The 26,763-nt window shown below is 64.7% G+C and carries 24 protein-coding genes; 18 read left to right on the forward strand and 6 right to left on the reverse strand.

Going from position 1 to position 26,763, the window contains the following annotated elements; all coding sequences use genetic code 11:
* The first annotated feature begins 147 nt into the window (after positions 1 to 147).
* The 9 genes from AC0WRY_RS08315 (at position 148) to AC0WRY_RS08355 (ending at position 12,374) form a co-directional block, all read left to right on the forward strand.
* A complete protein-coding gene (locus AC0WRY_RS08315) occupies positions 148 to 3,285 on the forward strand; it encodes an efflux RND transporter permease subunit (RefSeq protein ID WP_491122931.1) in 3,138 nt (1,045 codons plus the stop codon).
* A gap of 33 nt (positions 3,286 to 3,318) precedes the next feature.
* Positions 3,319 to 3,918, forward strand: a complete 600-nt coding sequence (locus AC0WRY_RS08320; RefSeq protein ID WP_194406541.1) for a TetR/AcrR family transcriptional regulator — start codon at positions 3,319 to 3,321, stop codon at positions 3,916 to 3,918.
* A gap of 131 nt (positions 3,919 to 4,049) precedes the next feature.
* Positions 4,050 to 4,673 (forward strand): flavin reductase family protein, encoded by a 624-nt coding sequence (locus tag AC0WRY_RS08325; RefSeq protein WP_491122932.1) that lies wholly within the window; start codon positions 4,050 to 4,052, stop codon positions 4,671 to 4,673.
* Between the two features lie 315 nt (positions 4,674 to 4,988).
* Positions 4,989 to 7,256, forward strand: a complete 2,268-nt coding sequence (locus tag AC0WRY_RS08330; RefSeq protein ID WP_491122933.1) for an acyl-CoA dehydrogenase — start codon at positions 4,989 to 4,991, stop codon at positions 7,254 to 7,256.
* Entirely contained in the window at positions 7,256 to 8,539 is a 1,284-nt protein-coding gene (locus tag AC0WRY_RS08335; protein WP_194406544.1) for an acetyl-CoA C-acetyltransferase, read from the forward strand. The genes AC0WRY_RS08330 and AC0WRY_RS08335 overlap by 1 nt, the downstream gene beginning before the upstream one ends.
* Before the next feature lie 2 nt (positions 8,540 to 8,541).
* Positions 8,542 to 10,638 (forward strand): 3-hydroxyacyl-CoA dehydrogenase NAD-binding domain-containing protein, encoded by a 2,097-nt coding sequence (locus tag AC0WRY_RS08340; RefSeq protein ID WP_194406545.1) that lies wholly within the window; start codon positions 8,542 to 8,544, stop codon positions 10,636 to 10,638.
* Positions 10,639 to 10,693: 55 nt separating this feature from the next.
* Positions 10,694 to 11,446 (forward strand): fatty acid desaturase CarF family protein, encoded by a 753-nt coding sequence (locus AC0WRY_RS08345; protein ID WP_194406546.1) that lies wholly within the window; start codon positions 10,694 to 10,696, stop codon positions 11,444 to 11,446.
* Between the two features lie 80 nt (positions 11,447 to 11,526).
* Positions 11,527 to 11,958, forward strand: a complete 432-nt coding sequence (locus AC0WRY_RS08350) for an acyl-CoA thioesterase (RefSeq protein WP_194406547.1) — start codon at positions 11,527 to 11,529, stop codon at positions 11,956 to 11,958.
* 224 nt (positions 11,959 to 12,182) lie between these two features.
* On the forward strand, positions 12,183 to 12,374 hold the full coding sequence (locus AC0WRY_RS08355) for a hypothetical protein (protein WP_018645288.1): 192 nt from the start codon (positions 12,183 to 12,185) through the stop codon (positions 12,372 to 12,374).
* 221 nt (positions 12,375 to 12,595) lie between these two features.
* Here the strand turns inward: AC0WRY_RS08355 and AC0WRY_RS08360 are convergent, their stop codons facing one another.
* Positions 12,596 to 13,045: a nuclear transport factor 2 family protein gene (locus tag AC0WRY_RS08360; protein WP_246776440.1), complete on the reverse strand. Its 450-nt coding sequence runs from the start codon at positions 13,043 to 13,045 to the stop codon at positions 12,596 to 12,598.
* 154 nt (positions 13,046 to 13,199) lie between these two features.
* On the opposite strand from AC0WRY_RS08360, the gene AC0WRY_RS08365 reads away from it, so the two are divergent.
* Both AC0WRY_RS08365 and AC0WRY_RS08370 read left to right on the forward strand, forming a co-directional pair.
* A complete protein-coding gene (locus AC0WRY_RS08365; protein WP_194406549.1) occupies positions 13,200 to 13,874 on the forward strand; it encodes an HAD family hydrolase in 675 nt (224 codons plus the stop codon).
* A gap of 92 nt (positions 13,875 to 13,966) precedes the next feature.
* Positions 13,967 to 14,812 (forward strand): DeoR/GlpR family DNA-binding transcription regulator, encoded by an 846-nt coding sequence (locus AC0WRY_RS08370; protein WP_194406550.1) that lies wholly within the window; start codon positions 13,967 to 13,969, stop codon positions 14,810 to 14,812.
* Between the two features lie 2 nt (positions 14,813 to 14,814).
* Here AC0WRY_RS08370 and AC0WRY_RS08375 read toward each other — a convergent pair whose 3' ends face one another.
* Positions 14,815 to 15,231 (reverse strand): type II toxin-antitoxin system VapC family toxin, encoded by a 417-nt coding sequence (locus AC0WRY_RS08375; RefSeq protein ID WP_194406551.1) that lies wholly within the window; start codon positions 15,229 to 15,231, stop codon positions 14,815 to 14,817.
* Complete coding sequence (locus AC0WRY_RS08380; RefSeq protein WP_194406552.1) at positions 15,231 to 15,482, reverse strand: type II toxin-antitoxin system prevent-host-death family antitoxin; 252 nt, start codon at positions 15,480 to 15,482, stop codon at positions 15,231 to 15,233. Before AC0WRY_RS08380 ends, AC0WRY_RS08375 begins: the two co-directional genes overlap by 1 nt.
* A 289-nt stretch (positions 15,483 to 15,771) precedes the next feature.
* On the opposite strand from AC0WRY_RS08380, the gene glpD reads away from it, so the two are divergent.
* From glpD to AC0WRY_RS08415, 7 genes are all read left to right on the forward strand, one after another.
* The gene (gene glpD, locus AC0WRY_RS08385; RefSeq protein WP_194406553.1) at positions 15,772 to 17,313 is read left to right on the forward strand and encodes a glycerol-3-phosphate dehydrogenase; all 1,542 of its coding nucleotides are present in this window, start codon (positions 15,772 to 15,774) and stop codon (positions 17,311 to 17,313) included.
* Positions 17,310 to 18,386: an ABC transporter ATP-binding protein gene (locus AC0WRY_RS08390; RefSeq protein WP_194406554.1), complete on the forward strand. Its 1,077-nt coding sequence runs from the start codon at positions 17,310 to 17,312 to the stop codon at positions 18,384 to 18,386. The genes glpD and AC0WRY_RS08390 overlap by 4 nt, the downstream gene beginning before the upstream one ends.
* Before the next feature lie 14 nt (positions 18,387 to 18,400).
* Positions 18,401 to 19,486, forward strand: coding sequence for an ABC transporter ATP-binding protein (locus AC0WRY_RS08395; RefSeq protein ID WP_194406555.1), 1,086 nt, complete (start codon positions 18,401 to 18,403; stop codon positions 19,484 to 19,486).
* The gene (locus AC0WRY_RS08400) at positions 19,486 to 20,388 is read left to right on the forward strand and encodes a carbohydrate ABC transporter permease (protein ID WP_194406556.1); all 903 of its coding nucleotides are present in this window, start codon (positions 19,486 to 19,488) and stop codon (positions 20,386 to 20,388) included. Before AC0WRY_RS08395 ends, AC0WRY_RS08400 begins: the two co-directional genes overlap by 1 nt.
* Entirely contained in the window at positions 20,388 to 21,194 is an 807-nt protein-coding gene (locus AC0WRY_RS08405) for a carbohydrate ABC transporter permease (protein ID WP_194406557.1), read from the forward strand. Before AC0WRY_RS08400 ends, AC0WRY_RS08405 begins: the two co-directional genes overlap by 1 nt.
* Before the next feature lie 10 nt (positions 21,195 to 21,204).
* Positions 21,205 to 21,534 carry a DUF2160 domain-containing protein gene (locus AC0WRY_RS08410; protein WP_194406558.1) on the forward strand — a complete coding sequence of 110 codons (330 nt, stop codon included), beginning with the start codon at positions 21,205 to 21,207 and terminating at the stop codon, positions 21,532 to 21,534.
* 130 nt (positions 21,535 to 21,664) lie between these two features.
* Positions 21,665 to 23,407, forward strand: a complete 1,743-nt coding sequence (locus AC0WRY_RS08415; RefSeq protein WP_194408201.1) for an ABC transporter substrate-binding protein — start codon at positions 21,665 to 21,667, stop codon at positions 23,405 to 23,407.
* Between the two features lie 90 nt (positions 23,408 to 23,497).
* Here the strand turns inward: AC0WRY_RS08415 and AC0WRY_RS08420 are convergent, their stop codons facing one another.
* The 3 genes from AC0WRY_RS08420 to AC0WRY_RS08430 form a co-directional block, all read right to left on the reverse strand.
* Positions 23,498 to 24,598 (reverse strand): alkene reductase, encoded by a 1,101-nt coding sequence (locus AC0WRY_RS08420; RefSeq protein ID WP_194406559.1) that lies wholly within the window; start codon positions 24,596 to 24,598, stop codon positions 23,498 to 23,500.
* A gap of 177 nt (positions 24,599 to 24,775) precedes the next feature.
* Positions 24,776 to 25,279 carry a DUF1993 domain-containing protein gene (locus tag AC0WRY_RS08425; protein ID WP_194406560.1) on the reverse strand — a complete coding sequence of 168 codons (504 nt, stop codon included), beginning with the start codon at positions 25,277 to 25,279 and terminating at the stop codon, positions 24,776 to 24,778.
* 108 nt (positions 25,280 to 25,387) lie between these two features.
* Positions 25,388 to 26,689, reverse strand: a complete 1,302-nt coding sequence (locus AC0WRY_RS08430) for a lytic murein transglycosylase (protein ID WP_194406561.1) — start codon at positions 26,687 to 26,689, stop codon at positions 25,388 to 25,390.
* Between the last annotated feature and the right edge of the window lie 74 nt (positions 26,690 to 26,763).

The following is a 26,763-nucleotide window of genomic DNA, read 5'->3' on the forward strand; positions in this document are numbered from 1 at the left end:
CGGCCCTTGTCCCTAAGCAAAGGCTGAAGCGGCGAAGCGATCCAGAACCTGCCCAGCCCCCTGGATTGCTTCGCTGCCTCGCGACGACGGAATGAACAGAGTGGCTGTCGTGTCTTTGGCAACTGGATCGTCTTTTCGGAGAGAGCGATGAAGCGCTTCAACCTTTCGGCCTGGGCCGTCAGCCATCCGACGCTGGTTCTCTTCCTCATGATCATTCTCGGCGTCGCCGGATTCTTCTCCTATGAGAAGCTCGGCCGGGCCGAGGATCCGTTCTTCACGGTGAAGGTGGTCAACGTCTCCGTGATCTGGCCGGGCGCGACCGCGCAGGAGATGCAGACGCAGGTCGCCGATCCCATCGAGAAGAAGATCCAGGAGCTGCCCTATTTCGAGAAGGTGCAGACCTATTCCAAGCCCGCCTTCACCGCGCTCCAGGTGACCTTCCGCGACTCGACGCCGCCGAAGGACGTGCCTTATCTCTTCTATCTCTTGCGCAAGAAGCTGGTCGACGTGCAGGGCCAGCTGCCGTCGGGCATTCTCGGACCCGTCGTCAACGACGAGTTTTCCGACGTCGATTCCATCCTGTACATGATGACCGGCGACGGCGCCGATTACGCCCAGCTCAAGAAGGTTTCGGAAGGCTTCCGTCAGCGCCTGCTCAAGGTGCCCGGTGTGACCAAGGTCGACGTCTACGGCAACCAGGACGAGCGCATCTTCGTCGAGTTCAGCCACGCCAAGCTCGCCACCCTCGGCATCACGCCGCAGGCGCTGTTCGATTCGCTCGCCAAGCAGAACAACGTGACCCCCGCCGGCACGGTCGAGACCTCCGCGCAGCGCGTGCCGCTGCGTGTCACCGGCGCGCTCGACGGTGCCAAGGCCGTCGCCGAAACGCCGGTCGAGAGCAACGGTCGCGTGTTCCGCTTGGGGGATATCGCCACCGTCACCCACGGCTATGTCGATCCGCCGAGCTTCGTCGTCCGCCAGGAAGGCAAGGCCGCGATCGGAATCGGCGTCGTCACCGCCAAGGGCGCCAACATCCTCGAGCTCGGCAAGGAGGTCGAGAAGGCGACGGCCGACTTCATGAAGGCGGTGCCGCAGGGCATCGACGTCAAGCTGATCGCCGACCAGCCCAAGGTGGTCGAGCACGCCGTCGGCGAGTTCGTGCACTCCTTCATGGAAGCGCTCGTCATCGTGCTGTTCGTCTCGTTCCTGGCGCTGGGCTGGCGCACCGGCATCGTGGTCGCGCTGTCGGTGCCTTTGGTGCTCGGCATCGTCTTCGTCGTCATGAACATGATGTCGCTCGACCTGCACCGCATCACGCTCGGCGCGCTGATCATCGCGCTCGGCCTGCTTGTCGACGACGCCATCATCGCGGTCGAGATGATGGTGGTGAAGATGGAGCAGGGCTGGGACCGCATGCGTGCGGCGTCGTTTGCCTGGGAATCAACTGCGTTTCCGATGCTCACGGGAACGCTGGTCACGGCCGCTGGCTTCCTCCCCATCGGCTTTGCCAATTCCGCGGTCGGCGAATATGCCGGCAGCATCTTCTGGATCGTGGCGATCGCGCTGGTCGCCTCCTGGTTCGTGGCGGTGATCTTCACGCCCTATATCGGCGTCAAGCTGCTGCCGGAGATGAAGGTGCACCACAACCACGATCCGCACGCGGTCTACGAGACCCGAATGTACCGCGGCCTGCGCGCCATCGTGCAATGGTGCGTCAACCACCGCATCACCGTGGTGGCCGCGACCGTCGGCGTCTTCGTCGCCTCGATCGTCGGGTTCGGCCATGTCCAGCAGCAATTCTTCCCGCTGTCGGAGCGGCCCGAGCTGTTCTTCCAGCTGCGCCTGCCCGAGGGCACCGCTTTCAACGTCACCGAAAAGGCGGTGAAGAAGGCCGAGACGCTGCTGAAGGACGACAAGGACATCGAGACCTATACGTCCTATGTCGGCCAGGGCTCGCCGCGCTTCTGGCTCGGCCTCAATCCGCAGCTGCCGAACGAGGCCTTTGCCGAGATCGTCATCGTGGCCAAGGGCGTCGAGGCGCGCGAGCGCATCAAGGCCAAGATCGAGAACGCGGCTGCCGAGGGCTTCCTGTCCGAGGCGCGCGTGCGCGTCGATCGCTTCAATTTCGGTCCCCCCGTCGGCTTCCCCGTGCAGTTCCGCGTGATCGGCCCCGACGCCAACACGGTGCGCGAGATCGCCTACCAGGTCCGCGACGTCATGCGGCAGAACAAGAGCGTCAAGGATGTCCAGCTCGACTGGAACGAGCAGTCGCCCTACCTCAAGCTCGTCGTCGACCAGGACCGTGCCCGCGCCATGGGCCTGACGCCGCAGGACGTCTCACAGGCGCTCGCGATGCTGATCTCGGGCTCGCAGGTCACGACCGTGCGCGACGGCATCGAAAAGGTCGGCGTGGTCGCCCGTGCGGTCTCGTCCGAGCGCCTCGACCTCGGCGGCGTCGGCGACCTCACCATCACCTCGCGCAATGGCGTTGCCGTGCCGCTGCAGCAGATCGCCAAGATCGAGTATGCGCACGAGGAGCCGATCATGTGGCGGCGCAACCGCGACATGGCGATCACCGTGCGCTCCGACGTCGTCGACGGCGTGCAGGCGCCCGACGTCACCAACCAGATCACGCCGAAGCTGAAGGCGATCAAGGACCACCTCGAGCCGGCCTACCGTATCGAGGCGGGCGGCGCGTTCGAGGAATCCGCCAAGGGCAACGCCTCGATCTTCATCCTCTTCCCGGTGATGGTCATGGTGATGCTGACGCTGCTGATGATCCAGCTGCAGAGCTTCTCGCGCCTGATCCTGGTGTTCCTGACCGCGCCGCTCGGCATCGTCGGCGCCTCGCTCGGCCTCAACGTCGCCAATGCCCCGTTCGGCTTCGTGGCGCTGCTCGGCCTGATCGCGCTCGCTGGCATGATCATGCGCAACACGGTCATCCTGGTCGACCAGATCGAGACCGACGTCTCCCACGGCCTGACCCGGCGCGAGGCGATCGTGGAAGCCACCGTCCGCCGCGCCCGTCCGGTGGTGTTGACGGCGCTCGCCGCCATTCTCGCCATGATCCCGCTGTCCCGATCGGCCTTCTGGGGTCCGATGGCGATCACCATCATGGGTGGCTTGTTCGTCGCGACGTTCCTAACGCTGCTGTACCTGCCGGGCCTCTATGCGCTGTGGTTCAGGAAGAGCCTGGACGAGGCGGGCACCCCCGAGCAGCCTGCCGCGCCGCAGCATGGGAGCGATGACCCCCACGCAATTCCGCTTGCTGAAGCGGCTGAATAAATGAGAAGACTGCTGACGAACGAGTCCTGATCGATGGCCCTTATTTCGGAACATATCGAAGGCGACACCCGGGATCGTATCCTCGAGGTGGCCGAACGGCTGTTCCGCCAGATCGGCTACCAGAAGACCACGGTCGGCGACATCGCCAAGGAGCTCAGGATGAGCCCCGCCAATGTGTATCGCTTCTTTGAATCGAAGAAGGCGATCCATCAGGCGGTGGCCCGCTCGCTCATGGGCGAGGTGGAGCTCGAAGCGCAGCGGATCGTGGCAAGGCCGGGGCCCGTGCTGGACCGCTTCCGCGAGCTCCTCACCACCATCCATCGCATGAACACCGAGCGCTATGTCGGCGACAACAAGCTGCATGAGATGGTCGAGATCGCGATGCAGGAGGATTGGGACGTCTGCGTCAACCACATGGAATGCGTCGCCGGAATGGTCGGCCAGATGATCGCGCAAGGCGTTGCCACCGGTGAGTTCGAGGCGCCCGATCTGCAACTGGCCGCGCTCTGCTCGTGCACCGCGATGATGCGCTTCTTCCACCCCCAGATGATCGCCCAATGCGCCACCAAGCCGGGCCCGAACATCGACCAGATGATCGATTTCGTCATCGCGGGTCTGTCGCCGCGGCACTGACAGGCGGGACGTTTCTCCCTATAACGGCTGCCGTCATTCCGGGTCGCGCGTAGCGTGAAGCCGGAATCTCGAGATTCCGGGTTCGATGCTTCGCATCGCCCCGGAATGACGGATAGCGGAGAAGCAAGCGCGTGACCGACAAAGACCTGTATTTCTACGAGCCCTCCAAGGGCCACGGCCTCAAGCACGATCCCTTCAACGCCATCATCGCGCCGCGGCCGATCGGCTGGATCTCCTCCCGTGACGCCAAGGGCCACGTCAACCTCGCGCCTTACAGCTTCTTCAACGCCTTCTGCTACGTGCCGCCGATCATCGGCTTCTCCTCCACCAACTGGAAGGACACGGTGGAGAACATCCAGCAGACCGGCGAATTCGTCTGGAATCTCGCCACGATGGACCTTGCCAAGCACATGAATGCGACCGCTGCGCATGTCGCGCCCGAGGTCGACGAGTTCAAGGTCGCGGGCCTCACCGCGGTGCCCGGCAAGCTCGTCAACGTGCCGCGCGTCGGCGAGAGCCCGGTCGCCTTCGAATGCAAGGTGTCCGACATCATCCGGCTCAAGGGCGCCGACGGCAAGGAGGCCGACGCCTGGCTGACGCTGGGTGAGGTCGTCGCGGTCCACATCGACAAGGCCATGATCAAGGACGGCGTCTACCAGACCGCCGCCGCCCGCCCGATCGTCCGCGCCGGCCGCCGCGGCGATTATTTCGAGATCAAGCCCGAAAACATGTTCGAGATGGTGCGGCCGGATTAAGGCCGCCGCTTCGCTCTCCACGCCGTCATTCCGGGGCGCGCCGTCAGGCGCGAGCCCGGAATCCATTTATCGACAAACATTGCGGCGCGATGGATTCTCAGGTGCGCAATTGCGCACCAGAGCTCACGCTTCGCGTGCCCCGGAACGACGTGGGGAGACATCTAGCCCCATTCCCCTCCCGGAACTGCTCGCGCACCCTGGCCGTTATGGTCCGGGGCCCGCCCGGCCGCGTCAATTTTGCAGGCGAGATGTTCGCCTCCGCCAGCCAGTTTCCGCTAAAATGCCCGATAACCGCGCCGATGCACGAGGTCAGCCATGAGCTTCCGCCGCGACAACATCACGAAGCCGATCTTCTCCTGGGCGCGCGGCGTGCTGCCGGCGATGTCCGACACCGAGCGCGAGGCGCTGGAGGCGGGCGACGTCTGGTGGGACGCCGATCTCTTCACCGGCAATCCCGACTGGTCGAAGCTGCTGAAAATTGCGCCAGCCAAATTGACCGAGGAGGAGCGGGCTTTCCTCAACGGGCCCGTCGACGAGCTCTGCGCCATGCTCGACGAGTGGAAGATCTTTTGGGAATGGCGCGACCTGCCGCAGGACGTCTGGCACTTCGTCAAGCGCGAGAAATTCTTCGGCATGATCATTCCGAAGGAATTCGGCGGTCTCGGCTTCTCGCCCTACGCCCATTCGGAAGTGGTGCGCAAGATCTCGACCCGCTCGATCGCGGCCGCCGTCACCGTGATGGTGCCGAACTCGCTCGGCCCCGGCGAGCTCCTGATGCGCTTCGGCACAAAGGAGCAGCAGGAACGCTGGCTGCCGCGCCTCGCCGATGGCCGCGACATTCCCTGCTTCGGCCTCACCAGCCCGGAAGCCGGCTCCGATGCCGCCTCGATGATCGACAGCGGCGTCATCTGCAAGGGAGAGTTCGACGGCCGCGAGGTCATCGGGCTGAGGCTCAACTGGCACAAGCGCTACATCACGCTCGGGCCCGTCGCGACGCTGCTCGGCCTTGCCTTCAAGGCCTATGATCCCGAGCATCTCGTCGGCGATCAGGAAGAGCTCGGCATTACCGTGGCGCTGATCCCGACCGATCTGCCCGGCGTCGAAATCGGCCACCGCCATCTGCCGTCGATGCAGGTGTTCCAGAACGGGCCGAACCGGGGACGTGACGTCTTTATCCCCCTGGATTACGTCATCGGCGGCAAGGAGCGGCTGGGGCAGGGCTGGAAGATGCTGATGACCGCGCTTGCCGCCGGCCGCGGCATCTCGCTGCCGTCACTCTCTGCCGCGGGGGCCGCTTACGCGGCGCGCACCACCGGCGCTTATGCTCGGATCCGCGAGCAGTTCGGCATCTCCATCTCGAAATTCGAAGGCGTGGAAGAGCCGCTCGCGCGCATCGTGGCGACCGCTTACCAGCTCGATGCGGCGCGCCGGCTGACCTGCGCGGCGCTGAATGCCGGGGTGCATCCCGCCGTCATCTCCGGCATCATGAAGCTGCACGCGACCGAGCGGATGCGCACCGCGATCGACGACGCCATGGACATCCACGGCGGCAAGGCCGTGATCGACGGTCCGCAAAATTATCTCGGCAATCTGCACCGCGCCGTGCCGGTCGGGATTACGGTCGAAGGTGCCAACATCCTGACGCGCAATCTCATCGTGTTCGGGCAGGGGGCGATCCGCGCGCATCCTTATCTGCTCGACGAGATGAACGCGCTCGCGGACACCGATCGCGAGCGTGGGCTGACTGCATTCGACAAGGCGTTCTGGAAACATGTCGGGCATAGTTTCCAGACGCTATTCCGTGCCTTCGGTCGAAGCTGGACTTTTGGCGCCTTCGCGATGGCGCCTGACGCCGGCGACGCCACGCCGTTCTACCGCCAGCTCTCGCGCTATTCGGCGGCCTTTGCGCTCTGCGCCGACATGGCGCTCCTGACGCTCGGCGGCGCGCTCAAGCGCAAGGAGATGCTGTCGGCGCGCTTCGGTGACATCCTGTCCGAGCTGTATCTGCTCTCCGCCGCGCTGAAGCGCTGGCAGGACGAAGGTCGGCAGAAGGAGGACTTTGCCGCGCTGGAATGGTGCATGGCGAGCGGCTTCAGGACGATCGAGAACCGGCTCGCCGAAATCCTCGCCAACCTGCCGAACCGCTTCGTCGCCGGCTTCCTCAAGCTCGTCGTCCAGCCGTTCGGCGCGCGCGTGCTCGGCCCGTCCGACCGCGTCGTGCACCAGTGCGCTGCCATCGTGCTGGAGCCGTCGGCGGCGCGCGAGCGCCTGACGCCGGATCTGGCCCATGTCGACGACGACGGCGGCTTTGCCCGGCTGGAGCGTGCGTTCAAGCTGGTCGTGGGCACCGATGCGATCGCCAAGCGCATGCGCGCGGCGCATATCCGCGACTGGAAGGAAGCCGTCACCAAGGGTGTCATCACGCAGGCCGAGGGCGAGCAACTGGCCGCTGCTCATAGCGCCGTCACCGAAGTGATCGAGGTCGACGATTTTGCGCCGGAAGCGCTGTCGCCGATTTACAAGAAAACCGTCAATGTGCATCAGTTCTTCCAGGAACTCGGTGACCAGAGGGCGGCGAGCTGATGGCACGACCGGTATTCATCGTCGACGGCAGCCGGACGCCGTTTCTGAAGGCGCGTTCGGGCCCCGGCCCGTTCACGCCGGTCGATCTCGCCGTGCAATGCGGCCGGCCGCTACTGGCGCGCCAGCCGTTTTCGCCCGACAGCTTCGACCAGGTCATCCTCGGCTGCGTCAACGTGATCGCGGACGAGATGAATCCGGCCCGCGTCGCGGCGCTCCGGCTCGGCATGGGCGAGGACATGGTCGCCTTCACGGTGCAGATCAATTGCGGTTCGGGCATGCAGTCGATCGACACGGCCTACCGCTATATCCGTGAAGGCCATGCCGACATGATCCTTGCCGGCGGCTCCGAGGCGCTGAGCCACGCGCCGCTGGTCTGGCCGAATTCCGGCGTGCGCTGGTTCGCCGGCCTCGCCACCGCCAAGGGCGTGGCCGCCAAGCTCGCCGCGGCTTTCAAGCTGCGCCCGCGCGATCTCAAGCCGATCATCGGCCTCGAGCGCGGGCTGACCGATCCCGTCACCGACCTCAACATGGGCCAGACTGCCGAGGTCGTCGGCCATCTCTTCGGGATCACGCGCGCGCAGTCCGACGCCTATGCTGCCGAGAGCCATCGCCGGCTCGCGCACGCGCAAGGCGCGGGATATCTCAAGGGCGAGGTCGAAACTGCGTTCTCGCGCGATGGCAAGTTCTTCGACCATGACGACGGCGTGCGGCCGGATTCCACGGCGGAGACGCTGGCAAAGCTGAAGCCGGTGTTCGAGCGCCCCTGGGGCCAGGTCACCGCCGGCAATTCCTCGCAGATCACCGACGGCGCCTCCTGGGTGATCCTCGCCTCCGATGCCGCGGTCGCCAAGTACAAGCTCACGCCGAAAGCCGCGATCGTCGACAGTCACTGGGCCGCGCTCGACCCTGCTATCATGGGGCTCGGTCCGGTGATGTCGGCAACACCACTGCTCCAGCGCAACGGCCTTACCATCAAGGATGTCGAGACCTGGGAGCTGAACGAGGCTTTCGCCACCCAGGTGCTGGGCTGTCTCGCGGCCTGGAACGACGACAAATTCTGCCGTGAGATCCTTGGTCTCGACGGCGCGGCCGGCGAGATCGACCGTGACAAGCTCAACGTCGATGGCGGGGCGATTTCGCTGGGCCATCCCGTCGGCACCTCCGGCAACCGTATCGTGCTGCATCTCGTCAATGCGATGAAGCGGCTCGGCACGCGGCGGGGCGTCGCCACCGAATGCATCGGTGGCGGGCTCGGCGGCGCCATGCTGATCGAGGCGGTGTGACCATGGATTCCAAGATCATGACCGCGCTCGGCGACCGCGTCCTGGAACTGGGGCCCAAGCCCGCGCCGGACAGTCCGTACAAGCATTTCAAGCTCACCCGCGATGAAGACGGCGTCGCCTGGCTGCTGTTCGACCGCGCCGATGCCAGCGCCAATACGCTCTCGTCCGACGTGATGGAGGAGTTCGACGCCGCGCTCGCGGCGATCGAGACCGAGCGTCCGGCCGGCCTCGTGATCCGCTCCGCAAAGCCGTCCGGCTTCATCGCGGGCGCCGACGTCAACGAATTCCGCGGCGCGTCCGACCCGGAGGTGGTGGAGACCCGTATCCGGGCCGCGCATGCGGTGGTCGATCATCTCGAAGCGCTCAAATTGCCGACGGTCGCGGTCATCCACGGCTTCTGTCTCGGCGGCGGGCTCGAGGTTGCGCTGGCCTGCCAGTCGCGCGTCGCCGTCGACGGCGCGCGCTTCGGCTTCCCGGAGGTGATGCTCGGCCTGCATCCCGGTCTCGGCGGCACCGCGCGGCTTACCGCGCTGGTCAACCCGACCCAGTCGATGGCCTTGATGCTGACCGGCCGCACCATCGATGCGCGACGGGCCAAGGCGATCGGCCTCGTCGATACCGTCACGCAGGAGCGCCATGTCCGGGGCGCGGTGAAGGATGCGCTGTTCGGCCGGATGAAGCGGGCGCGCGCTGGCTTCCTGACTCACGCGACGAACTTCGGCCCGGTCCGCGGGCTGCTCGCAAAGCGCATGCGCTCGGAGGCGGCGAAGGCCGCGTCTCGCGAGCACTATCCCGCACCCTATGCGCTGATCGACCTCTGGGAAACCCATGGCGGCGGCAAGGCCGCGATGCTGAAGGCGGAGCAGGCGTCCTTCGCCAAGCTGATGGTGACGCCGACCGCGCAGAATCTGATCCGCGTCTTCTTCCTGCGCGAGCAGATGAAGAAGGCGGCAGGCTCCGGCAACTCGATCAAGCATGTCCACGTCATCGGCGCGGGCGCCATGGGCGGCGATATCGCGGCTTGGATAGCCGGGCAGGGCTTTCGCGTCTCGCTCGCCGACATGAAGGCCGAGCCGATCGCGGGCGCGGTGAAGCGCGCCGCCGAGCTCTACGGCAAGATCATCCGCAAGCCGGCCGAGGTGCGCGACGCGCTCGATCGCCTCATCCCCGACATGGACGGGGAGGGGGTGCGCAACGCCGATCTCATCATCGAGGCGGTCCCGGAAAAGCTCGAGCTCAAGCAGAAGGTCTATGCCGGGATCGAGCCGCGCATGAAGCCGGGCGCGATCCTTGCGACCAACACGTCGAGCATTCCGCTGCAAGATTTGCGCACTACGCTCGCGCGGCCGGAGCGCCTGGTCGGCCTGCATTTCTTCAATCCGGTATCGCGGCTGCAATTGGTCGAGGTCGTCAGCCACGACGGCAACGACGCGCAGACGCTGAAGGACGCACTTGCTTTCGTCGGTGCGATCGACCGCCTGCCATTGTCTGTGAAGAGCTCGCCCGGCTTCCTCGTCAACCGCGCGCTGACGCCCTACATGCTGGAAGCCATGGTGATGCTGGACGAGAAGATCGACCAGCGCCTGATCGACGCCGCAGCCGAGCAGTTCGGCATGCCGATGGGGCCGATCGAGCTCGCCGACCAGGTCGGGCTCGACATCTGCCTCGACGTCGGGGACATGCTGCGGACGAAGTTCGGCGACCTGCTGCCGCCGACGCCCGCCTGGCTGCGCGACAAGGTCGCCAGGGGCGAGCTCGGCCGCAAGACCGGCAAGGGCTTCTACACCTGGAAGGACGGCAAGGCAGAGAAGGCGCCGCTCCCCGAGACCGGTCCGCGCGTCACCGACCAGATGATCGACCGCCTGGTGCTGCCAATGTCCAACGTCTGCGTTGCGGCGCTTCGCGAAGGCATCGTCGCTGATGCCGATGCTGTCGACGGCGCCATGATCTTCGGCACCGATTATGCACCGTTCCGCGGCGGTCCGCTGAACTATGCGCGCACGCGCGGCGTGGAGAATGTCGTGTCCACCTTGCGCGGGCTCGCCGAGAGGTTCGGCGGACGTTTTGCGCCGGATGCGGGCTGGGACGGTTTGCGATAGGGAGCCGTCGGCAAAAGATGCTATCATGGGTGGTAGAGCCCAGGGAGCATCGCCGATGCCGACGATCCCGTTCTTCAAGCACGCGACCCCGCGCGAGATCATCATCACGCGGCTGTGCTGCGGGGCCGACGTCGTGGTGATCCTGTGTTGCGCAGGCTATCTCGTCGGGACTTATCCCGCGGCGGGATTGCGTTGGCCGTGGCTGATCGCGGCGCTCCTGGCCGGGTATTTCCTCGCTGACCTGTTTTCCGGGCTGGTGCATTGGGTGGTCGACACCTGGCTCGACGAGGGGATGCTCGGCCGCGGCATCGCGATCACGCGCGAGCATCACACCCATCCCGGCCACGTCCTGTTCTACGACTTCCTCGACCAGGCATCGCTCGGTGCGGCACCGAGCGCCGTAGTGGTCGGAATTGCGGCCGCCGTCACGGCGTCGTTTCCGGTTTCCACGTTCACTTATGCGCTGATGATCGTCTGGTTCGTGATCGCGATCTGCATGCTGTTTGGCATGAGCTTTCACAATCTCGCGCACTGGTCACACCGCCCGCCGCTCCTGCGCATCGCGCAACGGCTGCATCTGGTCTGCTCACCCGAGCATCATTGGCGTCATCACCATGACCACACCATCCGCTATTGTGTCATCAATGGATGGGCCAACTATCCCTGCGACCGTCTCCGGATTTGGAGCAGGCTGGAACGGCTGGTGACGGCGGTGACCGGACGCGCGCCGCGGGCTGACGATGCGGAGTGGCAACGCAGACTGAACGATGCCGGCGGCCTCGTTGGGGCGCCGTGGCCAATTGGATAGCGCAAGCTTGTCTCGTGTCGATGTTGCGCAAGGCGCCGCGGCTTTGTATCGAGAGCTGAGAGCCGCGGGAGACCAGCCATATGACCGATACGCAAATCCACGCCCCTGACAGCTCAGGCACCGGGCCAGGCGGCGATCTCTGTATCCGCACGCTGGCGATGCCTGCCGACACCAACGCCAATGGCGACATCTTCGGCGGCTGGCTGCTGAGCCAGATGGATGTCGGCGGCGGCGTGTTTGCGTCAAAGGTCGCGAAATCGCGGACCGTGACGGTCGCGATCGAGGCGATGAACTTTCGCAAAGCCGTCTATGTCGGCGATCTCGTGTCGGTCTACGCCAACATCGTGCGCGTGGGCCGCACCTCGCTCACCGTGCATCTGGAAGCGTGGGCGCTGCGTCGCGGGGAGGAGCATCCTTTCCTCGTCACCGACGGCAACTTCACCTACGTCTCGATCGACGAACACGGTCGCCCGCAGGCGGTTCGTCCGGCCGACGCAACCATCGCGACGTAACGACGTGCCTCATTGATATTGCATCGTCCGCTTCGTGAATGATGACCGATCACGTGTTCCTGCGTCGCGGCTTCGCCAAGAACCAGTCAAGAACCAGTCATAAAACGGATGAGGTCACGGCGTACTCAATTGCGTGTCGATTCGAGGTGGAAACGGCCTCAAATGCCCTGGGAACCTTTGGGCAGGAGCACCGTTATTTGCCCGCACTGAGGAATCCACGGACTATGCCGGACAGCTACATCATCGAAGTCGATTCGCAGACCGCAGGTATCGTCGTTCGTTCTTCCGGAGGCTACTGCTTCTTCGCCTCGTCCCACCGATTCAACCGTCTCGAAGGCCAGCTTTTCCGCAACGCGCGTGAAGCCGAGCGCGCCGCGCGCAAGCTGGTGAACGGAGATGTGAAGGAAGCGGCGTAAGCGCCCGCCGGTCGATCGGCCCGCGAAATGTGGGCGGAATTTTTTGCCGCCCTTGATACTGCCTTCCCCTGCGGGAGAAGGTGGCGCGAAGCGCCAGATGAGGGGGTCTATCGGTGAATTCAAAACCTAAGAGACTAACTCGCTGAGGCAACCTCTCACCCGTCTCGCCGATGTCGCGGCGAGCCGCCCTCTCCCACAAGGGGAGAGGGGCAAGAGCGTCATCACAACTTCGTTGCAGCTCGCGACAGCAGCTTCCACTCGTCGCCTTGCTTCTGCCAGTTCATCAGGATGTGAAGATTGGTGGATACCTTCTTTCCGTCGGCCGCCATCTCCTGCTCGCCCAGCCAGTGGAAGCGCACGATCGCGGCGGGGCCGACGACCTTGATGGTCGGATCCTTGTACTCGATCGACAGGAATTTGGATTTGCCGTCGGTGGCGTTGGCAATGAACGTCGCCTTGTCCTCGACCTTGCCGCTGGAATGGCTGTAGCTGAGATCGTCCCAGCACAGCGCGCCGAGCGCCTTCGGGTCAGCCGCGATCTGGGCGAGACGGAAGGCCTCGACCTTCTTCGCCACCGCCTCTTCGTCTGCCGAGGCGGCGAGCGCCGGTGCGGTGAGCGCAAGCGCGGAGACGGCAAGAGTCGAAAGAGCAAGGTCGCGTCGGTTGATCATCGTTTCCTCCTTTTTGATCTTGCAAGGAGTGTTGCAGTCGCGCGCGACTTTGTCGAGTGCTGCATTGTCGTCATGTGGATGCGCCATTGCGCGCTCGAGCCCGTATTGATACGCCTTTCGCATTGATGCGCCGCGGTTTTGGGAAAGTAGGGAAATGATCGAAGCAATCGGCAGGGCATTGTTGTTCGACATCGACGGCACGCTCGCCAACACCGACCCGCTGCATCTCGAGGCCTTCAACCAGGTGCTCGGGCCCCGCGGCCATGTGTTCGACCACGCGCGCTTCTCCAGGGAGCTGCAAGGCTTCGCCAACGTATCGATCGGCGACCGCTTTCTGCCCGACGAAACGCCGGAGCGGCGCGCCGCGATCCTCGCCGAGAAGGAAGCGATCTTCCGTGACCTCGTGGCAGGGCAGATCGAACCGTTGCCGGGGCTGATGGCATTGCTCGACCGCGCAGACGCGGCCGGCGTTCCCATGGTTGCCGTGACCAATGCGCCGCGTCTCAACGCCGAGCTGCTGCTGTCGGGCCTCGGCATCACCGCGCGGTTCAAGGCGATCGTGATCGGCGACGAGCTGCCGCACGGCAAGCCGCATCCGCTGCCCTATCAGGAGGGGTTGCGCTTCGTCGGAGCCAGTGCGGCGGCTTCGGTTGCGTTCGAGGATTCCCGCTCCGGCGTGCAATCGGCCGCCGCCGCCGGCATTCCGACGATCGGAATCCGGACCAGCCTCAGCCACGCCGACCTTGTCGGTGCCGGCGCAATTGCCTCTGCGAGCGCGTTCGACGATCCGGACCTGCTCGTGCGCCTTGCCGCCGCGATGGCATGGTGAGCCCACCTCATCCGTTAACCGTGATCGAGGCGCGCATTGACCGCCGCTGCGAACCGCCGCACCATGCCGCTTCCTGATTTGAGGCCCTTGCCGTGACCGGACTGACCCATCGCCAAGCCGAAATCCTCAACATCGCGCGCGCCTCGGGCCGCGTCATGGTCGAGGAGCTCGCGCGCCGCTTCGAGGTCTCGGCGCAGACCATCCGAAAAGATCTCAACGACCTCTGCGAGCGGCGCTCGCTGACCCGCATCCATGGCGGCGCCATCATCGCCTCCGGCGTCGAGAACCTCGCCTATGAGGCGCGCCGCTTCGTCGCCGCCGACGAGAAGAAGGCGATCGGAGCTGCCGCCGCATCCCTGATCCCGAACGGGTGCTCGCTCTTCATCAATATCGGCACCACGACGGAGGAGGTCGCGAGCGCGCTCACCTCGCATGAGGATCTCCTCGTCATCACCAACAATCTCAACGTCGCGATGCTGCTCTACCGCCACCCCCGCATCGAGGTCGTGGTTGCCGGCGGCACGGTGCGGCGCGCCGACGGCGCCGTGGTCGGCTCGACCGCGACGCAGCTGATCGGCCAGTTCAAGGTCGACTACGCCATCATCGGCGCATCCGCGATCGACGAGGAGGGCGCGCTGCTCGACTTCGACTATCGCGAGGTGCAGGTCGCACAGGCCATCATCGCCAACGCCCGCAGCGTCATGCTGGTCGCCGATTCCACCAAGCTGCGTCGCAGCGCGCCGGTGCGCATCGCCCACATCACGCAGATCCAGACCTTCGTCACCGACCAGGAGCTTCCCGAGCGCCTCGCCACCATCTGCCACAGCAAGGGCATCGAGGTGATGGCGGCGATGCCGAAGGGCGCGGATATCGACGATGCGCCGGCAGATAGCCAGGATGCCGCACCGGAGGCCGCGCCGGTGGTGCGTCTGCGATAAGACTAGGCGTCGCCCCACGGATTGTGCAGCGCCACGCCAGTGGGTTCGAAATCCGCGACATTGCGCGTCACGACGGTCAAGCCGTGAACAAGCGCGGTCGCTGCAATCAGGGCATCGCGTTCAGCCCAAGGATTGGGAACGTGAAGTTGCGCGCAGCACTGCGCGACCGCCGTATCGATGGCCAGAATCCGCTCTTCGAAGCGGGCCAGGACGTAATCGTCGATCCAGGCTCGCAGGATAGCACCTTGAACTGCGTCTTTCCGCTCGATCAGTCGCGCCCCGAGTTCAATTTCAAGAATCGAGATGGCGGACATGAAGAAATGTGCCGCGGGCACTGCATTGGCCCAGGCGAGAACGTTGCGATCAGCCTTGTCCGGCCGCCTCAGTTCGGAAATGACATTGGTGTCCAGCAGAAACATCAGTCGAGATCGGCGGGCCTGGAGATGCCGCCCTCGATGCGAGGCGGATCGAAATCGAAGTCCGCGTTCCCCTGAGCCAGAGCTTCGGCGAGGCTCATATGCCCGCCGCTCAGGCGCAGATAGTCTTCGATGGTTAGCAGGACATGGGCCGGGCGGCCGCGATCCGTAATGAAGACCGGGCCCTGCCAGGCAGCCTTCTTGGCTCCGCCGGTATCCTGGTTGAATTCTCGGCTGGTCAGAGTCGTCACCATCGTCAGTGCGTCCTTCGCCGTAGCAATGTCTCCAGCCCAGAATATGTAGTTATGTTGCTACATTCAAGGCGGACGGTGGCGTTCGGGGTATGGCTTGGCCGTCTCTTGGGCAGTCTGCCGCCAAATTTGCCCGTTCTTCGGCCGATTTCTTCGGCTTATGGACGTGGAAAAAGTTCCGCTTTCGCTTCTTTTCGCCTCTCTTTCATCTTGCTTTCGTTTTTCGGTGTGATCTAATCAAAAACGAAAGTAGCCGACCGAAGGAACGGGCGGCCGTCAGGGGAAGCGTCTGTTGGAGCGTATCTTCGACCTCGCCATCATCGGAGGCGGTGTTAATGGCTGCGGCATCGCGCGGGACGCGGTGGGTCGCGGTAACACTGTCTTCCTGTGCGAAATGAACGATCTGGCGAGCGGGACGTCGTCCTGGTCGACCAAGCTGGTGCATGGCGGCCTGCGCTATCTCGAATATTACGAGTTTCGCCTGGTCCGCGAGGCGCTGATCGAGCGCGAGATCCTCTGGGGCATCGCGCCCCACATCATCCGCCCCTTGCGTTTCGTTTTGCCGCATCACGCTGGCTTACGCCCGGCCTGGCTGCTGCGCCTCGGCCTCTTCCTCTATGATCACATTGGCGGCCGGCATCTGCTGCCCGCGACCCGCTCGGTTGATCTCGGGCGTGACGAGGTCGGCAAGCCGCTGATCCCGAACCGCTACACCCGCGCCTTCGAATATTCGGATTGCTTCGTCGACGATGCCCGCCTCGTCGTGCTCAACGCACGCGATGCCGCCGACAAGGGCGCCGAGATCCGTACCCGCACCCGCGCCACCGAGATCCGCCAGGCCGATGGCCTCTGGACCGTCGGCATGGTCAACACGCTGACCGGCGAGCGCTCGCAGATCCAGGCGAAGGCGCTGGTCAATGCTGGCGGCCCCTGGGTCGAGGACGTGCTCGGCCGCGGCGCGGGCGTCAACGCCAAGGCCAAGGTGCGGCTGGTGCAGGGCTCGCACATCGTGGTCCGAAAGCTCTACGACCACGACCGTGCCTACATGTTCCAGAATGCCGACGGGCGCATCATCTTCGTGATCCCGTATCAAGATGATTTCACGCTGATCGGCACCACGGACCGCGACTATGACGGCGATCCCGCCAAGGTGAAGGCGACGCCCGAGGAGATCCAGTATCTCTGCACGGCGGCGAGCGAATATCTGGCCAAGCCGGTGACGCCGGACGATGTGGTCTGGACCTATTCGGGCGTGCGACCGCTCTATGATGACGGTGCCAGCGAGGCCAAGGCTGCGACGCGCGACTACGTGTTCGAGCTCGACACGCCCGGCGGGGCGCCACTGCTGTCGATCTATGGCGGCAAGATCACGACCTATCGCCGCCTCGCCGAGGAGGCGCTGGAGCGGCTCGCGCCTTACTTGCGCAGCGCGAAGGCGCGCGAGGGCTGGACCGGCAAATGGCCGCTGCCCGGCGGCGACATGAACGTGTCCGACATCGACGGCCTGATCGCCGAACTTCAGCGGGGCTATCCTTTCCTCAGCCATGAGCATGCGCGGCGTCTCGCCCGCGCCTATGGCACAAGGGCCGCCAAGCTGCTCGGGGATGCCAAGGCAGCCGCCGATCTCGGCCAGTCCTTTGGTGCGACGCTCACCGAGCGCGAGGTCCGCTATCTCATCGCCCATGAATGGGCCGTGACCGCCGAGGACGTGGTCTGGCGCCGTTCCAAGCTTGGCCTGCGACTATCTGCCGACGAGATCGCCGTGCTCGACGACTGGATCAGGAGCCACGCGGTGTCGCAAAGTCCCCTGCTGGAAGCGGGAGGACGCTCATGACCGTGACACTCGACCACGTGACCCGGACCGTCGAGGGTGTCGAGCACATCCGCGACGTCTCGCTGACGCTCGAGAGCGGCACGTTGAACGTGCTGCTCGGGCCGACGCTGTCGGGCAAGACCTCGATCATGCGGCTGCTCGCCGGCCTCGACAAGCCGTCCAGTGGCAAGGTGGTGGTGAATGGCAAGGACGTCACCGGCGCCGACGTGCGCCAGCGTTCGGTCGCCATGGTCTACCAGCAGTTCATCAACTACCCCTCGCTCACGGTTTACGAGAACATCGCGTCGCCCCTGCGCGTGCAGGGCAAGCCGCGCGACGAGATCGAGGCGCGGGTGGCGGAGGCCGCAAAGCTGCTGCGGCTCGAGCCGTTCCTGAAGCGCACCCCGCTGCAACTTTCCGGCGGCCAGCAGCAGCGCACCGCGATCGCGCGCGCGCTCGTCAAGGGCGCCGACCTCGTGCTGCTCGACGAGCCGCTCGCCAATCTCGACTACAAGCTTCGCGAGGAACTGCGCGCCGAGCTGCCGCGGATCTTCGAGGCCTCGGGCGCGATCTTCGTCTATGCCACCACCGAGCCGACCGAGGCGCTGCTGCTCGGCGGCAACACGGTCTGCATGTGGGAGGGACAGGCGCTGCAGATGGGCGAGACCGCCAACGTCTATCGCCGGCCGCAGACGCTGCGGGTCGCCCAGGTGTTTTCCGACCCGCCGCTCAACCTGGTCGGCATCGAGAAGAAGAACGGCTCCGTGCAATATGCCGGCGGTACGGCATCGCCCGCCTCCGGTCTCTATTCGAGCCTTGCCGACGGCGCCTATCGCGTCGGCTTCCGAGCGCATCAGCTTGCGCTCGCCAATGGCGAGGCCGATCGTCACGCCTTCCACGCCACTGTTACGGTGACCGAGATCACCGGTTCGGAGAGTTTCGTGCATCTGACCCGCGACGGATCGAACTGGGTGGCGGTGCTGCACGGCGTGCACGAGTTCGAGCCCGGCCAGACGCTCGATGCCGTGCTAGATCCCAACGACCTCTTTGTGTTCGACGCGGCTGACCGCCTGGTCGCCGCGCCGGGCTCCTAAGGGGGAGGTGCGCCATGGCCCGCATTGACCTCGTCGATCTCGCGCATTCCTACGGCGGCAATGATGCGCCGCAGGAAAGCTTTGCGCTGAAGCCTGTGACCATGACCTGGCGGCAGGGCGGCGCCTATGCGCTGCTGGGCCCCTCCGGCTGCGGCAAGACCACACTGCTCAACGTCATCTCCGGCATCATCACGCCGTCGCGCGGGAAAATCCTGTTCGACGGCAAGGACATCACGCCGCTGTCAACCCAGAAGCGCAACATCGCCCAGGTGTTCCAGTTTCCGGTGATCTACGACACCATGACGGTCGGACAGAATTTGGCGTTCCCGCTGAAGAACCGCGGCGTGCCGCAGGCGGATATCGACCGGCGCGTCGCCGAGATCGGCCGTCTGCTCGACCTCGAACCCTACCTCAACCGCAAGGCGACGCGTCTCACGGCGGATGCCAAGCAGAAGATCTCGCTCGGCCGGGGCCTCGTGCGCAACGACGTCGCCGCGGTGCTGTTCGACGAGCCGCTGACGGTGATCGATCCCGAGCTGAAATGGCAGCTCCGCTCGAAGCTGAAGGCGCTGCATCGCGAGCTCGACCTCACGATGATCTACGTCACCCACGACCAGACCGAGGCGCTGACCTTCGCCGACACCGTCGTCGTCATGCATGACGGCCGCGTCGTGCAGAGCGGCACCCCGGCCGAGCTGTTCGACAAGCCGGCGCACACCTTCGTCGGCTATTTCATCGGCTCGCCCGGCATGAACATCCTGCCGGCGGAGGTGAGGGGACGCGAGGCCATCGTCGGCGGCCACGTCATCGCGCTCGACCGTGCTTACGACAATCTGCCTGCCGGCGCCAAGATCGAGATCGGCGTCCGCCCCGAATTCGTCGAGGTCGTCGCGCCCGCGCCGGGCCTGCTCACGGCGAAGATCGAGCGCCTCGACGATCTCGGCCGCATCCGTTTCGCGCGCGCGCGCTTCGGCGATGCCAAGCTCGCGGCGCGTGCGCCGGCGGGCTTTACCAGTCCGGACGGCATGGCCGGACTGAAATTCGATCCGTCGCACGTCCACGTCTATGCCGACAGCCTTCTGGTGGAGGGAGCCGCCTGATGGACAAGACCGTCAACCAAAAAGCCTGGTTCCTGGTGCTGCCGGTGTTCCTGGTCGTCGCCTTCTCGGCGGTGCTGCCGCTGATGACGGTGGTGAACTATTCGATGCAGGACACCTTCGGCAACAACCAGTTCTTCTGGAACGGCGTCGGCTGGTTCAAGGAATTGCTCGATCCCTCGACCGATCTGGGCGGCCGCTTCCTCGCCTCGCTCGGCCGTAACCTGTTCTTCTCGATGGTGATCCTCGCCATCGAGGTGCCGCTCGGCATCGTCGTCGCTTTGTCGATGCCGCGCCAGGGCTGGACGGTGGCGGCCTGCCTCGTCATCCTCGCGCTGCCGCTGCTGATTCCGTGGAACGTTGTCGGCACGATCTGGCAGATCTTTGGCCGTCCCGACATCGGCCTGCTCGGCTATGTGCTGAATGCCGCGGGCATCGACTACAATTACGTCTCCAACGACATCGACGCCTGGGTCACCGTCATCGTGATGGACGTCTGGCACTGGACCAGCCTCGTCGCGCTGCTGTGCTATGCCGGCCTGAAGTCGATCCCGGAAGCCTATTACCAGGCCGCCCAGATCGACGGCGCCTCGCGCTGGGCCGTGTTCAAGGCGATCCAGCTGCCGAAGATGAACCGCGTGCTGCTGATCGCGGTGCTGCTGCGCTTCATGGACAGCTTCATGATCTACACCGAGCCGTTCGTCGTCACCGGCGGCGGCCCCGGGAATTCCACCACCTTCGTGTCGATCGAGCTCGTCAAGATCGCGCTCGGCCAGTTCGACCTCGGCAAGGCCGCGGCGCTGTCGCTGGTCTACAACCTGATCATCCTGATCGTCTGCTGGATCTTCTACACCGTCATGACCAATGCGGGCGCCGAGCGGAAGCCCCAGGAAGGAGCCGCGTGATGCACTCGATTCCCGGCCGCCGCCTCATCATGGGGCTGTTCCTGATCTTCCTGCTGCTGCCGATCTACTGGCTCGTCAACATGAGCTTCAAGACCAACGCCGAGATCGTCTCGACGATGACGCTGTGGCCGCACACGCCGACGCTGCAGCACTACAAGCGCATCTTCACCGACGAGAGCTGGTATTCCGGCTACATCAACTCGCTGGAATACGTCGTCCTCAATACCATCATCTCGATCTCGGTGGCGCTGCCGGCGGCCTATGCGTTCTCGCGCTACCGCTTCCTCGGCGACAAGCACCTGTTCTTCTGGCTGCTGTCGAACCGCATGGCGCCGGCCGCGGTCTATGCGCTGCCGTTCTTCAACCTCTATTCGGCGATCGGCCTGTTCGATACGCCCTGGGCCGTTGCGCTCGCGCACTGCATCTTCAACGTGCCGCTGGCGGTGTGGATCCTCGAAGGCTTCGTGTCCGGCGTGCCGCGCGAGATCGATGAAACGGCATTCCTGGACGGCTATTCCTTCCCGCGCTTCTTCATCAAGATCCTGGTGCCGCTGATCGCGAGCGGCATCGGCGTCGCCGCCTTCTTCTGCTTCATGTTCTCCTGGGTCGAGCTGCTGCTCGCGCGCACGCTGACCTCGGTCTCGGCCAAGCCGATCGCCGCGATCATGACGCGCACGGTGTCGGCGTCGGGCATGGATTGGGGCCTGTTGGCCGCCGCCGGCGTGCTCACCATCATCCCGGGCGCGCTCGTGATCTGGTTCGTCCGCAATTACATCGCGAGCGGTTTCGCGCTCGGTCGGGTCTAGGGAGGCATCAATGGAAACCATCGCATGGATGGCCTGGACGCCGCCGACGGCGATCTTCTTCGCCGCGCTCGCCTGCACGCTCGCCGTGATGACGTGGCTTGCGGCGGTCTATCCCGAGGCCGAGCGCGTCGGTGTGCTGCGCATCCCGACCACGCGCGGCGATCGCCTGTTCATCTCGCTGATCTCGGCGGCCGTTATCCACCTTCTCTGGATCGGCTTCTTCGGCACCGATGCGATCGCAACGCTGCCGATCGGCGAGGACGGCGTCGAGATCTCGCGCCTGTGGCTCGCAAGTGGAATTTCGCTGGTGACGGCCGTGCTCATATTCCGCACGGTCTGAAGCTCGCGAAGGGACGGCCAGGCCCGGGGGCAATCCGGGTCTGTATAAAAGTTTGTCGCTGCAACGGAGGAACAACATGCGACAGTTTAGGAGAAGGAAAGGTCCATTGACCAAGAGCAGTTTTCTGACCATGTCCAGCGCCGCCGCGATCATCGCGGTGTCGTTCGCCGTCTCGGCGCCGGTCCGCGCCGCCGACGACGCCGTGATCCAGAAATGGATCGCGGAATTCCAGCCCTCGACGCTGTCGAAGGAAGACCAGAAGAAGGAGCTGGAGTGGTTCGCCAAGGCCGCCGAACCCTTCAAGGGCATGGAGATCAACGTCGTCTCCGAGACCATCACGACCCACGAATATGAATCGCAGACGCTGGCCAAGGCGTTCTCCGAGCTCACCGGCATCAAGCTCAAGCACGACCTCATCCAGGAAGGTGACGTCGTCGAGAAGCTGCAGACCCAGATGCAGTCCGGCAAGAACGTCTATGACGGCTGGATCAACGATTCCGACCTGATCGGCACGCATTTCCGCTACGGCCAGACCATCGTGCTGTCGGATTACATGACCGGTGAGGGCAAGGACGTCACCGATCCCATGCTCGACGTCAACGACTTCATCGGCAAGTCGTTCACGACCGGTCCGGACGGCAAGCTCTATCAGCTGCCCGACCAGCAGTTCGCGAACCTCTATTGGTTCCGCTACGACTGGTTCACCAACGCCGACTACAAGGCCAAGTTCAAGGCCAAGTATGGCTACGAGCTCGGCGTGCCCGTGAACTGGTCCGCCTATGAGGACATCGCCGAGTTCTTCACCAACGACATCAAGGAGATCAACGGCGTCAAGGTCTACGGCCATATGGACTATGGCAAGAAGGACCCCTCGCTCGGATGGCGCTTCACCGACGCCTGGCTGTCGATGGCCGGCAACGGTGACAAGGGCATTCCGAACGGTCTGCCGGTCGACGAGTGGGGCATCCGCATGGAAGGCTGCCGCCCGGTCGGCTCCTCGGTCGAACGTGGTGGCGACACCAACGGTCCGGCCGCGGTCTACTCGATCACCAAATACCTCGAGTGGCTGAAGAAGTATGCGCCGCCGCAGGCGCAGGGCATGACGTTCTCCGAAGCAGGCCCCGTCCCGGCCCAGGGCAACATCGCCCAGCAGATGTTCTGGTACACCGCCTTCACCGCCGACATGGTGAAGCCGGGCATCGCCGTGATGAACGCGGACGGTACGCCGAAATGGCGTATGGCGCCGTCGCCGCACGGTGCGTACTGGAAGGAAGGCATGAAGCTCGGCTATCAGGACGCCGGCTCCGTGACGCTGCTGAAGTCGACCCCGGCGGACCGCCGCAAGGCGGCCTGGCTCTATCTCCAGTTCATCATCTCCAAGTCGGTGAGCCTGAAGAAGAGCCATGTCGGTCTCACCTTCATCCGTGAATCCGACATCTGGGACAAGTCGTTCACCGAGCGTGCGCCCAAGCTCGGCGGCCTGATCGAGTTCTACCGCTCGCCCGCGCGCGTGCAGTGGACCCCGACCGGCAACAACGTGCCCGACTATCCGAAGCTCGCTCAGCTGTGGTGGCAGAACATCGGCGATGCGTCGTCCGGTGCGAAGACGCCGCAACAGGCGATGGATGCTCTCGCGGCGGCTCAGGACTCCGTCATGGAGCGCCTGGAGAAGTCCAACGTGCAGGGCGCCTGCGGTCCGAAGCTCCACAAGAAGGAGAAGCCGGAGTACTGGTTCGCGAAGGCCGAGAAGGACGGCACCATCGCGCCCCAGCGCAAGCTCGCCAACGAGAAGCCGAAGGGCGAGACGGTCGACTACGACACCCTGATCAAGTCGTGGCCGGCGACCCCCCCGAAGCGCGCGGAAGCCAAGTAAGCGGCGAATAGCGTCACCAAATGCGAAAGGCCGGGAGCGATCCCGGCCTTTTTTCTTAGCCTCGCCCCGCTTGCGGGGAGAGGGAGAAGATCACTCCGCCGGCTCGGCCGCCAGCGCCGGATAGTCCGTGTATCCCTTCGCGCCGCCGCCGTAAAAGGTGTTCTTGTCCCAGTCGTTCAGCGCTGCGCCCTGTTTCAGCCGCTCGACGAGGTCGGGATTGGAGATGAAGGGCTTGCCGAAGGCGATGAGGTCGGCCGCGTTCGCATCCAGCACCTTGGTGGCGAGATCGAAATCGTAGCCGTTGTTGGCGACGTAGGCGCCGGCGAAGCGCTTGCGCAAGGACGCATAGTCGAACGGGGCGAAGTCGCGCGGGCCGCCGGTGGCGCCTTCGACGACGTGGAGATAGACCAGCTTCAGCGCGCTGAGACCGTCGACGATGTGATCGAACAAAGCTTGCGGATTGCTGTCGGAGATGTCGTTGGCCGGCGTCACCGGCGAGATGCGGATGCCGGTGCGATCGGCGCCGGCCTCCGTCGCAACGGCCTTGGACACCTCGAGCATCAGCCGCGCGCGGTTTTCGATCGAGCCGCCATAGGCATCGGTGCGCTTGTTGGCGCCGTCCTTGGCGAACTGGTCGAGCAGATAACCGTTGGCGCCGTGGATTTCGACGCCGTCGAAGCCGGCCTCCAGCGCGTTCTTGGCGGCACGCTTGAAATCGTCGATGATGTCGGGAATTTCGGCAAGCTCCAGCGCGCGCGGCTCGGAGACGTCGGCGAAAGTACCGTTCACGAAGGTCTTGCCCTTGGCGCGGATCGCGCTCGGCGCCACCGGGGCCGCGCCATTCGCCTGCAGATCGACATGCGAGATGCGGCCGACATGCCAGAGCTGGATGAAGATCTTGCCGCCACGCTCATGGACCTTGTCGGTAACCTTGCGCCAGCCGGCGACCTGGTCCTTGCTGTAGATGCCGGGGGTGTCCTGGTAGCCTTGGCCCTGCTGTGAGACCTGGCTCGCTTCGGTGATCAGAAGCCCTGCGGAGGCGCGCTGGCCGTAATACTCGGCGGCGAGCGCGCCGGGTACGAATGTGCCGGGCACGGCGCGGTTGCGCGTCAGCGGCGCCATGACGAGGCGGTTGGCCAGCGTGATCGGGCCGAGCTTGTAGGTCTCAAACAATTTGGTCGAACGGCTCATTTGCGATGTTCCAGACGGTGAAAGGTCAGGAACACTTGTGCATCGCGACATCAGGCGCAAGGGCGGAGCCATACTCAAAGCGCAGGCTAGCTACGCGGCCGGGCCGCGTAGCATGATTCATGTGCAATTCCGGCTGCGGCAGGAGAATTCCACCACGCAACCGTGCGATTTGGCAAATCAGTTCGCGCCCATGAAATCGCGCTTGCCGATTTCGACGCCGTTGTGGCGCAAGATTGCGTGGGTCGTCGTGGCGTGAAAATAGAAATTCGGCAGCGAGAAGGCGCTCAGGAATTGCTGGCCCTTCATGGTGATGGATTTGTCCGGGCCGGCCGGGAAGGTGACGTCCTTGGTCTCGGCGCCCTCGAATTGCTCCGGCTTGAATGACTTCACGTAGTCGATGGTCTTCGCCAGCCGCTGCTTCAACTCCGCGAAGCTCGTCTCGGTGTCGGGCGTCGAGGGGACCTCGCTATGCGTCAGGCGGGCACAGCCCTTGGCGGCGAAATCGCTGACGAGCTGGACCTGCTTCGACAGCGGCAGCATATCCGGAAACAAGCGCGAGCCGAGCAGGACGCTGGGATCGATCTTCTTGGCCGCACAATGCGCCTCGGCTTTGGTAAGCAGCCCGGTCACGCTGTTCAGCATTTGCAAATAGGCAGGGACGACCGCGTCGTAGAAGGACATGTGATGCTCGCTTGTGAATGGGAAACCTCAGGAGAAAACCTGATCCACTCACATGGGAGGCTCATGGAAAAATACAATCGCGGGGAGGGCTTGTGCGGTGCGAAAATTCTATCGCACCACGCCCGCCGGCTGCGCCTGCGCCGTGCTGCCGCGCAGCCGTGCCAGCAGCTCGGCGGTCGGCCAGGAATCCGCGGGCAGGCCGAACTTGATCTGCATCGCCTTCACGGCGGCGCGGCTCTGCTGGCCCATCACGCCGTCGACCTTGCCGACATTGAAGCCGGCACGCACCAGGAGCTGCTGCAATTCCTTGAGCTCGTTGAACGGCAGCTGCGGGACCGGTTGGGCCGGCTTGCGCATGGGAGCTGCACCCGCAATGCGTGAGGCGAGATAGCCCGCCGTGGTCGAATAGATCAGCGAGTTATTCCACTCGGTGTAGGCCGCGAAATTCGCATAGGCCATGAAAGCCGGCCCAAAGCGTCCCATCGGCAGCAGCACGGACGCCGGCAGATTGTCGTTCGGCAGGGGACGGCCGTCGGGATAGGTGACGCCGAGTTGCGCCCAGGTCGAGCGCGGCTCCTTCACCGTGAGATCGGTCTTGTCCCACGGCAGGTTTGGCGGCACCTTGATCTCCTCAAGCCAGGGTTCGCCGCGCCGCCACTTCAAGCCGTTGGCGATGTAATTTGCGGTTGAGCCGATCACGTCGGCCGGCGAGCGCAACAGGTCGCGACGCCCGTCGCCGTCATAGTCGACGGCGTAGTTGGCGTAATGCACCGGCAGGAACTGGGTCTGCCCGAGCTCGCCGGCCCAGGAGCCGATCATCTCGTCGGGATGCAGATCGCCGCGGTCGATGATCTTCAGCGCGGCGATGGTCTCGCCCACGAACATCTCGGAGCGGCGGCAGTCATAGGCGAGCGACACCAGCGATTTCAGCGTCGGCAGATTGCCCATGTTCGCGCCGAAGTCGCTTTCCAGCCCCCAGAATGCGGCGATCACCGCCGGCGGTACGCCATATTCCTTCTCGGCGCGCGCGAACGCGCCCGCATGTTGCTTGATGTGCTGCTGGCCGTTCTGCATGCGATAGGGCGCGGCCATGCGTCCGGCGAATTCAGTGAAGAGCTGGCCGAACACGCGCTGGCCGCGGTCGCGGTTGACGATGCCCTGGTCGTAGATGAGATAAGGCGAGGCCTCCGCGATCGTCCGCTGCGACACGCCGGCCGCCACCGCTTGGCTCTTCACGTCGGCCAGGAAGCGATCGAAGCTCGCGCCATTATGACAAGAAGCCGCGCGCGGCGAGGGCACGGAGGCTCTTGGCGCGACAGGCCTGGCGGGCGGCGGCGCGAGCTGGGCGGAGGCGCTGGCGGGGCATGCGAGGAGCGCGGCGGCCGCAATCGCAAATCGGATCTGGAGCATGGGGGTTCCGGCGGGGAGGGCAGGCGTGGATTCGCCCGAAGTCTAGGTGAAGTGACGGCTCCAGACCATACTTT

This window comes from Bradyrhizobium sp. T-12, assembly GCF_058314695.1.